Genomic DNA, 12,394 nt, shown 5'->3' with positions numbered 1-12,394 from the left:
TTTCGTGACGTCTTCCGCAGGGAAGCCAATGGTTAGGAAATATTCCTAACCATTGGCCCGGAGGGTAGAGAGAGGCGCGTGGTACGCGCAAGACCCCTGCGGGAGTTACGCGTTGGCCTCGGGCCGCTCCCCGAGCAGCCGGGTGCGGAACAGATCCAGGACCGTGTCCAGCGCCTGCCGTGTGGGCTGGCCGGGCTCGTCCCTGAGGTGCTCCGTCAGCACGGAGTGCGGCGGGCGAGCGCCCTCGGGGTTCGCGGCGCTGTCGTCCAGCTCGACGGCGACGAAGGCGTCGCCGAGCTCGCGCCGGAGGTACGCGAACCGGTCCCCGGGCGCCAGTCGGTCGCCCCGGAACCGCAGCCCCAGGACCTGGAGCCCCTCGCGCTCACAGCGCCGGCGGACCACCGCGAGCTCCTCGGGGCTGATGTCGATGGCTCCCGCGCGGCCCGGGGTGCAGGGCAGCGGGAGCGACGGCTGGGAGAGCACCGGGGCGACGAGCCGCTCGTCCGTGGCCATGGCCAGGGCGAAACCGCCGGTCAGGCACATGCCGACGGCCCCGACCCCGGGGCCGCCGCAGCGCTCGTGCTCGGCGGCCGCCAAGGCGCGCAGCCACCCCACGACACGCGAGCTGCGCCCCGTGGCCAGCAGCGTGAACTCCCGGCTCACGCACACCCGCCACAGCGACGACGCCATGTAACGGCCCGTGCTCGGCCAGCCGCGGGCGGCGGGGCTCGCGTCGCGGCCGGGCGTACCGAAGAGCACCGGGAGCACGGCCGTGCAGCCCGCGGCCGCCACCCGTTCGGCGAATTCCAGGACCTTGGGGGTGATGCCCGGGATCTCCGCCATGATGATCACGGCGGGGCCCGTGCCCAGGCGCAGGACCCGGCGGGTGGCGCCGTCGTGCGTGAACGTGCCCTCGGTGAATCCCTTGAGGTCGTGGTCTGCCACGGGCCTGCTCCATCCGCCGAACTCTCCTGTGTCACCGGCAAGTTACCGCGAAGTAGGGGTGAGTGGTCAACGCCCGGGGTTCGGGCGGGGGGAGGATATCTGTGCTCGCGAAGTGAGAAATCGAAGCGACGCGCCACAAGAATTTCCGGTGTGAAAGTCGGAGTCGAATCATGCCCGACGCACCGAAATGCGTTCCGTGCTACTGTTGATTTCAGTTGCAGTTGTGGTTCCCAAACTTCAAGTGCTCTCATCGGTTTTATTCACCGATGGGCGCGCTTTTGTATTTCCGGTCACATTCCGGACGGGGCAATCATCGCGGCGACACGGAGCGCGCACAGTGCGGGCTCCGACGCACCCCCGAAGGAGATATGACATGGCTACTGGCACCGTGAAGTGGTTCAACGCGGAAAAGGGCTTCGGCTTCATCGAGCAGGACGGCGGCGGCGCCGACGTGTTCGCCCACTACTCGAACATCGCCGCCCAGGGCTTCCGTGAGCTGCAGGAAGGCCAGAAGGTCAGCTTCGACATCGCGCAGGGCCAGAAGGGCCCGACGGCCGAGAACATCGTTCCCGCCTGACGCTGAAGCGTACCGACGCAGCTGGGGCCCGCACCTTGGGGTGCGGGCCCCGGCTCGTTTCGTTTCGCGGATCTTTTCGCGGAACGGGCACATGTATTTCGCCGGCTCGTTCTTGCAGTTCTCCACGCCGCTCGATGCCGGAGAATTCCTTGATGCGTGCCGTATCAAGGAAGGTTCTGCATGAACCGAGCACGTACGAACGACCGATCCACCCGCACCACCTCCCGTAGCCGCGCCGGCAGTCACTCCGGTGCGCCGAAGCGTCCGATCGCCCGCAATCGCCGGCCCGCCGTGGCGCAGGGGGAGTTCGCCCTGCCGGTGACGACCACCCCGGCGCTCCCCGCCGTCGAGGCCTTCGGTGATCTCGGCCTTCCGCCCCAGTTGCTGGCGGCGCTCGTCGCCGAAGGCGTGACCGTACCGTTCCCGATCCAGGCCGCCACGCTGCCGAACTCGCTCGCGGGGCGCGACGTCCTCGGGCGCGGGCGCACCGGATCCGGAAAGACGCTCGCCTTCGGCCTCGCCCTGCTCGCCCGCACCGCCGGCCGGCGTGCCGAGCCCCGGCAGCCGCTCGCCCTGGTCCTCGTCCCCACCCGCGAGCTGGCCCAGCAGGTCACCGACGCGCTCACGCCGTACGCCCGCTCGCTGAGGCTGCGCGTGGCCACCGTGGTCGGAGGCATGTCCATCGGCCGGCAGTCCGCCGCGTTGCGCTCCGGGACCGAGGTCGTCGTGGCGACGCCGGGCCGGCTCAAGGACCTGATCGAGCGCGGCGACTGCCGCCTGGACCAGGTCGCCATCACCGTCCTCGACGAGGCCGACCAGATGACCGACCTCGGGTTCATGCCGCAGGTCACCGAGTTGCTCGGCCAGGTCAGCCCCGGCGGCCAGCGGATGCTGTTCTCCGCCACGCTGGACCGCAACGTCGACCTGCTCGTACGCCGCTACCTGAGCGACCCGGTGGTCCACTCCGTCGACCCGTCCGCGGGAGCCGTCACCACCATGGAGCACCACGTGCTGCATGTGCGCGCGACGGACAAGGACCGGACCACGACCGAGATCGCGGCGCGCGAGGGCCGGGTGATCATGTTCCTGGACACCAAGCACGCCGTCGACCGGCTCGCCACCCACCTGCTGCAGAGCGGAGTCCGTGCCGCCGCCCTCCATGGGGGCAAGTCACAGCCTCAGCGCACCAGGACCCTGGCCTACTTCAAGAGCGGGCACGTCACCGTGCTCGTGGCCACCAATGTCGCGGCGCGCGGGATCCACGTCGACGACCTCGACCTCGTGGTCAACGTGGATCCGCCGAGCGACCACAAGGACTACCTGCACCGCGGCGGCCGCACCGCCCGCGCCGGCCGGTCCGGTCGCGTGGTCACCCTGATCCTGCCCAACCAGCGCCGCGGCATGGCCCGCCTGATGGCGGACGCCGGCATCAGCCCGCAGGCCGCCGAGGTCCGCTCGGGCGAGGAGCAGCTCAGCCGTATCACCGGTGCGCGGACTCCGTCGGGCGTACCGGTCGTCATCACGGCCCCGGCGGCCGACCGACCCCGGTCCGGCGCCTCCGCCTCCCGCGGCAGGCGCACCTCCGGCTCGCGCGGCCGCCGCGCAGGTCAGGCGGCACGGGGCAGGGAACAGCGCCAGAGCCCGCACCGTACGGCATGAACGGCACGAGACCCGCGTGACCAGGACACCCACCCTCGCTCCGGAAGGCACCTTTTTGCCCCTCTCCTCGCCCCTCTCCCCGATGCACTCCCGCACAGCGGAACTCCGCACGGTCCTGACCGTCTCCGACACGATGGACACCTCCGCCCCGCGGGTCTGCGACGACATGACCGTGGAAGTGGCCCTGTCCGTCATGGCCAGTGCCCGAGCCGGGCATCTCCTCGTCTCGGACGGCGACGGCCGGTGTACGGGCCTGATCACCCAGGCGCAGCTCACCCGGGTACGCGACGGCTCCGCGTACACCGATCGGGTGCGCCTGCGCGAGATCGCCGGCCCGGACGGGCCGTTCACCTCGCCCGTCACCGCGGCAGGAGAGGCGGAGCACCTGATGCGGGGTCGGCAGGTGCGGGCCCTGCCCGTCGTCGACGAGGACGGCCGTGCCGTGGGCGTCTTCGCCCTCTCGTGCTGATCAGCCGCTCCGCGACCCGATCCTTCCCCACCGCCGGCTCCACCTGTGAGGCAACATGCGCTGTGTCATCGCCCGCTTTCCGTTCGAACTGACGAAGAGCGGGGTGCTGGAAACGATGAAGGGCGTCAAGCCCGGAATGGTCACGGGCCCCTCCGTGACCATCGGCCGTCGCCGCTACCCCGTCAAGCAGGTGGGCGAGGTCATCACCCGGCAGGACCCCCGCGACTTCACCGCGGGTGAGGTCACCAGGGCCATGGCCCTCCTCGGCTTCACCTGTCACGATCTGCCCCCGGCGACGCCCGGGCGGGGCCTCAGCCCCCTGCAGGCGGCCTCGGCGCAACTCGGTACGCCCGTGACCGAAGGGGCCGTGGAGGCCGCGTAACGCGCGCGGAGAACGCTCGCAGGAGCTGGGGCAGCGCTCGGTCAGGGCGTGGTCAGGGCTCGGTCAGCGCTTGGTCATCGGTCGGAGTAACTGAAGTCGCCGACGGTCCAGGCGCTGACATCCGTGAGGGCGACGCGATACATCCCGCCCGTCTCCGGGATCCCCATGCTGCCCTGCAGGATCCGGGCCACGTGGAAGTGCAGATGCGTGGGCGGCTCGGCACGGCCGGGCCGGTCCGCGGCCCCGGCGGCGAAGACCGGTGAGAAGGGGCCGAGGCTGTCGGAGTCGTCCAGGACCTCCGAGACCCGCTGCCTCCAGACGGCTTCGGGGGCCAGCCGCCCGGTGATGACGGTCCCGCCCGTGACCACGGTCAGGGACATCTGATTGCTCTGCTCCGACTCCACCGTGGCGGCGATGGCGACGAGCAATTCGTCAGGCTTCGACATGAGCGCCGATTGTATCGGCGGCCGGCCGCCGATACCGGTCCCGCCGGGCGGGAGCGGTGGAGGACGCCGGCGCGGCGCAGGGGCCGGAAGATGGTGTTCAATTCCCCTCGGGGCCTTCGGTGCCATAGGGCATCAGGGCCCCTTGCCGCATTGGGCTACGAGGTGAGAATGCCAGCAGACACTCCGCTCAGCGATCGCCTGGACGACGACGACTACCCCGCGTACACCATGGGCCGGGCCGCCGAGATGCTCGGTACGACCCCCGGATTCCTCCGGGCCATCGGTGAGGCCCGTCTGATCACCCCGCTCCGTTCGGAGGGCGGGCACCGGCGCTACTCGCGCTACCAGCTGCGGATCGCCGCACGCGCGCGTGAGCTGGTCGACCAGGGCACGCCCGTCGAGGCCGCCTGCCGGATCATCATCCTGGAGGACCAGCTCGAGGAGGCCCAGCGCATCAACGCCGAGTACCGCAGGGCCGCGGGCGAGTCGGAGCAGTCGCGGCAGCAGAAGCCCCAGTAGGCGCGCCGCGCCACACGAGGTAGTCTCGGCCGCCCGATCCGGAACCTTCGGACCCGCACCGAAGATGTGCGCGGATTTCTCTGCGTTTCCTGTTATCGGGTGGAGGCCCTGCGGTCTCCCACGTGTTGGGCATCGACAACAGGCGGGACAAGCAGGGTGAATCAGGGCATGGGCGTACAGAACGGTACGGAACTGGTCAGGGCGGCGCAGAGCGGAGACCTGTGGGCGCAGGACCAGCTCATCGCCGCCTATCTGCCCCTCGTCTACAACATCGTGGGCCGGGCGATGAACGGCCACCACGACGTCGACGACGTCGTGCAGGACACGATGCTGCGGGCGCTCGACGGGCTCGGCGGCCTGCGCTCCCCGGACAGCTTCCGGTCGTGGCTGGTGGCCATCGCCATGAACCGCATCCGCAGCCACTGGCAGACGCAGCAGTCCGACTTCCGCACCGGCGGCCTCGACGAGGCCCGCGACCTGGCCCAACCGGGCGCCGACTTCGTGGACCTCACCGTCGTCCGGCTGAACCTCTCCGGTCAGCGGCGCGAGACCGCCGAGGCGACCCGCTGGATGGAGCCGGACGACAGCGCCCTGTTGTCCCTGTGGTGGCTGGAGTGCGCGGGCGAGCTGACCCGGTACGAGGTGGCGGACGCCCTCGGGCTCTCCACCCAGCACACCGCGGTCCGGGTGCAGCGGATGAAGGCACAGCTGGAGGCCGCCCGGGTCGTCGTACGGGCCCTGTCGGAGAACCCGCTCTGCCCCACCCTGCGGTCCGAGATCGCGGCATGGGACGGTCACCCCTCCGCGCTGTGGCGCAAGCGAATAGCCCGGCATGCCCGCGCCTGCGCGCACTGCGCGGGTCTGTGGAGCGGCCTCGTCCCGGCCGAGGGGCTGCTCGCCGGACTGCTGCTCGTGCCCCCGACGGCGCTGCTGCTCGCGAGCGTCAGGGAGAGCGCCGGCTTCGGTCTCGCCGCCGCGTCCGTCGCCCACCCCGCGCCCCAGGACGGGCTCGGCGGACCGTACGAGCCGAGCGGCCCGTACGAGCCGAGCGGCCCGTACGAGCAGAGTGGACCGTACGAGCAGAGTGGACCGCGCGAGCCCACCGCGTCGTACGGAGCCCAGAGCTCCGGCGGGCCCGCGGTCCGAGGCTCCCGCAGCGCCCGCAACGCTCGCCGCCGCCAGCGGCAGCGCAGGCGCGGACGCCGCCGCGCCGTCGTCGCCGCGGGCATAGCCGTGGTGGCGGTCACCGGTGGGTCCTTCTACCTGATCACCGGCCCCGAGACGGACGTCGAGGCCCTGGACGCGACACGCGCCGCGGCTCCCGGTGCCGCCCTGCCCACCACCGAGCCCCCCACCACCGTCCCGGCCACCTCGGCCACCCCCTCGCCGTCCGCGTCACCGAAGCCCAGCAAGAGCCCCTCCGCCACCGCGAGCCGCACCCCCAAACCCTCGCCCACCAAGACGGCCGCCCCCCGCACCTCGTCGCCGGCGCCCCGGCCGAAGCCCACGGCCACGACCGCCGGTTCCGGTGCGGACTCCACCGCCCAGCAGGTGATCGATCTGGTCAACTCCGAGCGGGCCAAGGAGGGGTGCGGGGCGCTGAGCGAGAACTCCCTGCTGACCAAGGCCGCTCAGGGGCACTCCGACGACATGGCGGCGCGGAACTTCTTCGACCACACCAACCCCGACGGCGACGGCCCGGGCGAGCGCGTCACCGCGGTCGGATACCGCTGGTCGACCTACGGCGAGAACATCGCGAAGGGCCAGAGCACCGCGGAGCAGGTGATGGACTCCTGGATGAACAGCCCGGGCCACCGCGCGAACATCCTGAACTGCTCCTTCAAGGAGATCGGGATCGGCATCCACACCGCCGGCGGCCCCTACTGGACCCAGGTCTTCGGCGCGCAGTGAGCACGCCCGCGCTGCCACCACCGGGTCGCGCCCGCGTGCCCCGACCTCATCCCCGGTACACCCGCAGCTCCGTCACCTCGTACGACATCTCCGTCGCCGCCGGATCGGGCGCGGGGTGGTATCTCCCGGCACAGACGGACAGGTTCACGATCAGGTGCGCCCGCCAGGTGCGGCCCACGCCCCGGCGGTCGGCGAAGGCCTGCTCGCCGTTGACCCACCACACCACCGACCTCGCGCCCAACTCGACTCGGAGGTCCACCCACGCCCCCGGCCGGATCGACGGGTGCCGGTAGTAGAGATGGCCTCCCCTGACGCGATTGGAGAGTTCCAGCAGATCGGGATTGTCGGGGTGGTACTCGAAGACGTCGATCTCCTGCCCGCCGTCCAGCCACGTCCAGATCGCCGGCCACGCGCCGTTCTCCACCGGCAGGCGTACGCGGGCTTCGAGCGTGTCACCGGCGCGGACCAGGAAGCCTTCCGCGCTGCCCTCCGTCGTCAGCAGCCCGGCGTTCCACCGGCCGTCGGGCCGGCGCGTCGCGCGGAAGACCCCCGTGCGGCTGTACGAGGGGTCCTCCACGAGGTGGTCGAGCTTGTTGTCGTCCGGGTTGATCGGCCCGCCGTTCGGATACGCCCAGGATCTGCCCGCGACCCACTGCTCGGTCGAGGCGAAGTCGGCGGTGAAGACCGGGGTCCCGAAGCGCCTCGCCTGCGCGGGCAGGCCGGGGCCGGTCCCCGGGCGGCCGGTCCGTCCGCCCGCGCCCCCGCGTCGTAGCAGCCGGTCGAGAAGTTCGGACAGCACCGCTCACCCCTTTCCGTACGGGCGCGTCAGGGCCCGCTGCGGTTCTGCCCAGGCGAGGCCCCCATCATGCGGAATCGGTGACTCATTGTCGTGAAGTCGTCACTCGCCGAAATGATGGGACGTGAGGGGTGGTGCGGTCCGCGCCAGTACGCCCGACAGTTCGACCCGGGACCGGACACCCAGCCGGGCGAAGACGTTCCGCAGATGGTGGTCGACCGTGCGCGGGCTGAGGGACAGCCGGTCAGCGATCTCGTGGTTCGTCGAGCCCTCCGCGACCATCGCGGCGATGCGCTGCTGCTGCGGTGTCAGTCCCCAAGGATCCGCAGAGGAGCCCGCACCGGCCGCCGTTCCTCCGGTGGCCCGCAGCTCCGCCCGCGCCCGGCCGGCCCAGCGCTTCGCCGCCGCCCGCTCGAAGGTGACGAGCGCGTCGCTGAGCAGAGCCCGCGCCTGGAGCGGCCGCCGGCGCCGGCGCAGCCAGGTGCCGTAGGCCAGCAGGGTCCGGGCCCGTTCGAAGTCGTTGCCCACCTCCTCGTGGCGCCGCACGGCCTCGCCGTACCAGTGGGCCGATTCGTCCCCGCCCATGGTCAGGGCCCGGCAACGGGCCAGCTGGGCCGGAGCCTGAGGGTCGATGCCCTGGGCCGCCCAGAGCGCGAACTCCTCGGTGGCCGACAGCGCCTCCGCCGTCCGGCCGGACGCACAGGCCGCCTCCACGAAGCAGGGGACGATCAGCATACGAAGAGCGAAGTGACCGCCCCGCGGCCCCTGGTGGACGAGCGGCGCGAGGCGAGCCGCCGCCGGGGCGGCGAGCCCGCGACTCAGTTCGGAGCGGGCCAGCGCCCATTCGGCGAGGGTCGCGGCCTGCGCGAGGCCGTGCGGGCGTGCCGTGGCGAGCGACCGCCCGGCGTGCTCCGTCACCGACTCCGCGTCTCCGGCCACGGAGGCGGCGAGCGCCAGGACCGCGTGCTGATGGGCCGCCACGTTCCGCTGGCCGGTGCGTTCCGCGGCCCGCAGGCCCTCGCGCGCGTGGGCGGCGGCACGCTCGTGGCGTCCGGCTCTGAGCTCGGCGTACGCGAGGTGTTCCAGGATCCGGGGCAGCAGGCTCGTACGCTGCTCCGCGCGGGCCCTGGCCAGGGCCCGCGCGTGGATACGCGCCGCGGAGTCCGTGTCCCCCAGCACCAGCGCGGCCGAACCCGCCCGCATCAGGAGCCGGGGCGTATCCGCTCCGCCGTCCCGGTCCACCACCCGGGCCAGCGGCGCACGGGCCTCGGCCGGCCGGGCCGAGAGCGCCGTCCGCATGCCGAGGACGAAGTCCCGCTCGGAGGCGTCCCCCTGGAGGCCGCCCACCCCCTCCGCGTCCCCGAGGGCGGTCAGACAGGCTGCCGCGTCACCCGCCGACCAGGCGGCCTCCATGGCGAGGAGCCGCGCGTCGGCCGCCTCCTCCGGCGCGCCGTCCCGCAGCAGCCCGGCGGCCAGGAGGAGCACCTGGTGGGCGTCCTCGACGGGCCCGTCGGTCAGGGTGACCAGCCCCTGGGCGAGCGCGGCCCGGCCACGCGCCACGCTCGCCCGGGAAGGCGGCGAGCCCGCGCCGGAGGCGTCGAACAGGTCCGTCCGCGGCGCGGCGGCCAGCAGCGCGCGGCGCAGCAGCGGGTCGCCGAAGCGGAGTGCCTCGCGCGGGCCGCGCAGCAGCCCGTCCACGAGAAGAGCGTCGAGGGTCCCGGGCGGGACCTTGGTGGCGCGGGCAGCGGCCAGGACGGCGTCCGCGCCGACACCGCCCGCCTGCGCCGGCTGCCCCGGGGAGCCGGCCGTCGCCTCGCCGGCGACGGCCACGAGCGTCAGCAGCCGTCCGTACGCCGCGGGCAGGCCCTCCAGCAGGCCCCGATAGACCTCGGCGAGCAGCGGGTCCTGGACCAGGGGGTACGGCAGCGGCGCCGCGCCCGTCAGCTGCGCGGGGGAGAGGCGCCCGGCCAGGGCGGTGAGGACGCCGGGATGTCCGGCTCCCTCCGCGAGCAGCCGCGCCCGGATGGTCGGCGAGACGGTAACCGGACACACGTCGTCGAGGAGGGCCCCCGCGCTCGCGAGGGTCAGCCGGCCCAGACCCAGCGTGCGCCCCACGGTCGCGTCGGGCGGGCGGTGGTACGCGGCGAAGGAGCGGCGCGGAGGCCACCAGGAGCCGGTCGGTGACGGGGTCGTACTCCATGTCCCACGGGCGCTGCCGGCCGCTGGGCAGGAAGGCGAGTTCGCGCACGGCGTCGCCCTGCGCCGGGTCGATCTCGACGATCCGGCCGCTCGGGTAGATCGCCGCGTAGATCTTCCCCCCGCGCTGGACAAGCGCCTTCGGCTCGCCCGGCACCCAGATCGAGCGATGCGTCCGGGCGACGGTGTCGTGCACGGTGACGTTGAAGTGGCCGCCCACCCAGACCGTGCCGTCGGTCGCCCGGAGGATCGACTGCGGCCGCTCGGCACCCTCGCTCAGGCCCGCCTTCAACAGGTCGGTGTACGCCGACTGCTCGGTGTCGACGTCCAGTTGCCACACTCCGCCGCTGCCGGAGAAGCCGGTGAGCGTGGAGCCGTCGAGGAACAGGCCCCGGGTCCCCTCGCCGACCCGCGGGGCCGGGTACCACTTCAGGGGCTCCGCGGTGCGGTAGCGGGCGACCAGGCCGCCCGGACGGATGGAGAGGTACGCGGTGTAGTCAGGGGCGAGGCCGATCGAGTCGATCGACGTACCGGCGGGCAGGGCGACCTTCCGCAGGTCGGTGCCGTCCGTCCGCACGTCGAACAGGGTGCTGCCGCTGCCGGCGCGCAGGCGGGTGCGGCCGACGGAGACGGTGGAGAAGCCGCCGGGGTTGGTGGCCAGGACACGGACCGTCCTGGTGGACCGGTTGATCGCCAGCAGCTTGCCGGAGTCGAGCAGGCCCGCGTAGACGTTCGTGGCGTCGGCGGCGACGGCCCGGACGTAGCGCTCGCCGGTGGAGAGCACCCCGAGGTCCTGGGCGGCCCCGGTGGCGGGGTTGTACTCCCACACCCGGCCGCTCGGATAGGTGCCCGCGTAGAGGACCCCGTCCGGGGCGGCCGCGAGGCTCCATATGAAGCCGCCCTCGCCGCCGAAGGTCTTCAGGTGCGTGACCGTGCCCGTGGCGGGGTCGTAGCGGTACAGGCTGGGATCGACGTACGTACCGATGTAGATCTTGCCGCCCGACAGGGCCATCGCCCATGCGCCCTCGGGCGTGCCGGGGCCGGGGCCGTCGGGAATCGCGGTCTCGCGCACGACGGTGCGCGTGGCGAGGTCGTACTCGGCGAGGACCGGGGGCTTCCGGCCGCGGGTGACGACGTAACCACGCCCCTCGTGCACGACGGCGCCGACGATCGCGCCGGTGGGCGAGGCCGTGCCGAAGCGTTCGACGCCCGGGGCGGTGCAGTCGGCGGCGTCCGCCGCGCTCGCGGGTGCGGCGGGGACAGGACCGCGAGGAGAGCCGCGAGAAGTGGCGGGAGCCGGCGGCGCACCGTAGGGCCTCCAGGGGGCAAGTGAGGGGCAGGGCTCATATGTTCGGTGCACGATACCGACCAGGTCGGACACCGCTTGGATCCCCCGGCCCCGCCGCGAGGGCCGGAAGGCCGGCGGCCCCCGGGAGGGACCGCCGGCCTGTGTGCCCGCGAGGTGGTGCGTACCGGATCCGCCGGAACTAGAAGACGCTCACGCCGTACGCGCTGAGGGCCTCCGTCACCGGCTGGAAGAACGTGGTGCCGCCGCTGGAGCAGTTGCCGCTGCCGCCGGAGGTGAGGCCGAGCGCGGTGCTGCCGGCGAACATCGCGCCGCCGCTGTCACCCGGTTCGGCGCAGACGTTGGTCTGGATCAGGCCGTAGACGATGTCGCCACCGCCGTAGTTGACGGTCGCGTTGAGACCGGTGACCGTGCCGCCGCGCAGTCCGGTGGTGCTGCCGCTGCGCTGGACGGACTGGCCCACGTAGGCGTTGCCCGCGCCGGTGATGTCGCGGTAGCTGCCGTTGTAGAGGTAGACGCGGCCGTCCGCCGCCGAGGCGTTGGAGTGGCGGATGATGCCGTAGTCGTTGGTCGGGAAGCTGGAACCGGCCCGGGTGCCGAGCACCGTCGTGTTCGACGAGTTGGTGTACCAGGTACTGGCGATGTTGGTGCAGTGACCGGCCGTCAGGGCGTAGTACGTCGTGCCGCTGCGGACGTTGAAGCCGAGGGAGCAGCGCCCGCCGCCGCCCGCGTAGATGGCCTGGCCACCCGCGATCAGCTTGTTGAACGCGCCGGGAGTGCGCTTGATCTCCAGGGCGGAGGCGCGGTCGCCGACCGCCTTCTTGATCTTGGCGATCTCGGTGGCGGAGACGGTGGAGTCGGCGGTGACGACGAGCTTCCCGGTCGCCTGGTCGGTGTACCACGCGGTGCCGGGCACGTCGGCTCCGCGTACGGCGTCGTCGGCGACGGCGAGTTGGGCGGCGGTGGCCCGGCCGGCCTCGGCCGTCGCCGCGGACGAGCTGGGCGCGGCAAGCGCTGAGGCGGCCAGGAGCGCGGAGGCCACGGCGATCAGCCGGGCGCCCTTCGCCGCGCCGCCAAGGGGGGACAGACGCTTGAGGTTCACTGCATCCTCCGGTGGGGGATTGGGGGCTCGCTGGGTGGGCGGGCCCTTGAAACGGGGTCGACAGGGCCGGGTCGGAGGGTGCTCCG

11 protein-coding genes are annotated in these 12,394 nt (G+C 72.7%); 6 read left to right on the top strand and 5 right to left on the bottom strand.

Annotation, left to right across the window (positions count from 1 at the left end):
- Nucleotides 1-105 precede the first annotated feature (105 nt).
- Entirely contained in the window at nucleotides 106-945 is an 840-nt protein-coding gene (locus FDM97_RS19975) for a dienelactone hydrolase family protein (RefSeq protein WP_137991745.1), read from the bottom strand.
- A 373-nt stretch (nucleotides 946-1,318) separates the two neighbouring features.
- Between FDM97_RS19975 and FDM97_RS19970 the strand changes: the two genes are divergently transcribed.
- The 4 genes from FDM97_RS19970 to FDM97_RS19955 all read left to right on the top strand — a co-directional run bounded on the left by FDM97_RS19970 (nucleotide 1,319) and on the right by FDM97_RS19955 (nucleotide 4,032).
- Nucleotides 1,319-1,522 (top strand): cold-shock protein, encoded by a 204-nt coding sequence (locus FDM97_RS19970; protein WP_030224351.1) that lies wholly within the window; start codon nucleotides 1,319-1,321, stop codon nucleotides 1,520-1,522.
- 180 nt (nucleotides 1,523-1,702) lie between these two features.
- The gene (locus FDM97_RS19965; protein WP_137991744.1) at nucleotides 1,703-3,181 is read left to right on the top strand and encodes a DEAD/DEAH box helicase; all 1,479 of its coding nucleotides are present in this window, start codon (nucleotides 1,703-1,705) and stop codon (nucleotides 3,179-3,181) included.
- 82 nt (nucleotides 3,182-3,263) lie between these two features.
- Nucleotides 3,264-3,650, top strand: coding sequence for a CBS domain-containing protein (locus FDM97_RS19960; RefSeq protein ID WP_137991743.1), 387 nt, complete (start codon nucleotides 3,264-3,266; stop codon nucleotides 3,648-3,650).
- A gap of 55 nt (nucleotides 3,651-3,705) precedes the next feature.
- The gene (locus FDM97_RS19955) at nucleotides 3,706-4,032 is read left to right on the top strand and encodes an SCO5918 family protein (protein WP_137991742.1); all 327 of its coding nucleotides are present in this window, start codon (nucleotides 3,706-3,708) and stop codon (nucleotides 4,030-4,032) included.
- 74 nt (nucleotides 4,033-4,106) lie between these two features.
- On the opposite strand, the gene FDM97_RS19950 is transcribed toward FDM97_RS19955, so the two are convergent.
- Nucleotides 4,107-4,478, bottom strand: coding sequence for a hypothetical protein (locus tag FDM97_RS19950; protein WP_137991741.1), 372 nt, complete (start codon nucleotides 4,476-4,478; stop codon nucleotides 4,107-4,109).
- Between the two features lie 168 nt (nucleotides 4,479-4,646).
- Here FDM97_RS19950 and FDM97_RS19945 point away from each other — a divergent pair, with 168 nt between their 5' ends.
- Nucleotides 4,647-4,997, top strand: coding sequence for a helix-turn-helix domain-containing protein (locus FDM97_RS19945; protein ID WP_137991740.1), 351 nt, complete (start codon nucleotides 4,647-4,649; stop codon nucleotides 4,995-4,997).
- A 168-nt stretch (nucleotides 4,998-5,165) separates the two neighbouring features.
- Nucleotides 5,166-6,908 (top strand): sigma-70 family RNA polymerase sigma factor, encoded by a 1,743-nt coding sequence (locus FDM97_RS19940; RefSeq protein ID WP_137991739.1) that lies wholly within the window; start codon nucleotides 5,166-5,168, stop codon nucleotides 6,906-6,908.
- A gap of 46 nt (nucleotides 6,909-6,954) precedes the next feature.
- Here the strand turns inward: FDM97_RS19940 and FDM97_RS19935 are convergent, their stop codons facing one another.
- The 3 genes from FDM97_RS19935 to FDM97_RS19925 form a co-directional block, all read right to left on the bottom strand.
- Nucleotides 6,955-7,626: a LamG domain-containing protein gene (locus FDM97_RS19935; protein ID WP_137994923.1), complete on the bottom strand. Its 672-nt coding sequence runs from the start codon at nucleotides 7,624-7,626 to the stop codon at nucleotides 6,955-6,957.
- Between the two features lie 180 nt (nucleotides 7,627-7,806).
- Entirely contained in the window at nucleotides 7,807-9,819 is a 2,013-nt protein-coding gene (locus tag FDM97_RS19930; protein WP_175439173.1) for a helix-turn-helix domain-containing protein, read from the bottom strand.
- Between the two features lie 1,568 nt (nucleotides 9,820-11,387).
- Nucleotides 11,388-12,308, bottom strand: a complete 921-nt coding sequence (locus tag FDM97_RS19925) for a S1 family peptidase (protein WP_137991737.1) — start codon at nucleotides 12,306-12,308, stop codon at nucleotides 11,388-11,390.
- Between the last annotated feature and the right edge of the window lie 86 nt (nucleotides 12,309-12,394).

Source organism: Streptomyces vilmorinianum, from assembly GCF_005517195.1.
Classification (GTDB): domain Bacteria; phylum Actinomycetota; class Actinomycetes; order Streptomycetales; family Streptomycetaceae; genus Streptomyces; species Streptomyces vilmorinianum.
Note: the sequence above shows the minus strand (reverse complement) of the source record. Positions and strands in the feature narration are given on the sequence as shown.

What these genes read in the sequence shown, in the direction of transcription:
- FDM97_RS19970 (WP_030224351.1), top strand. Translation starts at nt 1,319, where the DNA reads ATGGCTACTGGCACCGTGAAGTGGTTCAACGCGGAAAAGGGCTTCGGC.
- FDM97_RS19965 (WP_137991744.1), top strand. Translation starts at nt 1,703, where the DNA reads ATGAACCGAGCACGTACGAACGACCGATCCACCCGCACCACCTCCCGT.
- FDM97_RS19960 (WP_137991743.1), top strand. Translation starts at nt 3,264, where the DNA reads ATGCACTCCCGCACAGCGGAACTCCGCACGGTCCTGACCGTCTCCGAC.
- FDM97_RS19955 (WP_137991742.1), top strand. Translation starts at nt 3,706, where the DNA reads ATGCGCTGTGTCATCGCCCGCTTTCCGTTCGAACTGACGAAGAGCGGG.
- FDM97_RS19950 (WP_137991741.1), bottom strand. Translation starts at nt 4,478, where the DNA reads ATGTCGAAGCCTGACGAATTGCTCGTCGCCATCGCCGCCACGGTGGAG.
- FDM97_RS19945 (WP_137991740.1), top strand. Translation starts at nt 4,647, where the DNA reads ATGCCAGCAGACACTCCGCTCAGCGATCGCCTGGACGACGACGACTAC.
- FDM97_RS19940 (WP_137991739.1), top strand. Translation starts at nt 5,166, where the DNA reads ATGGGCGTACAGAACGGTACGGAACTGGTCAGGGCGGCGCAGAGCGGA.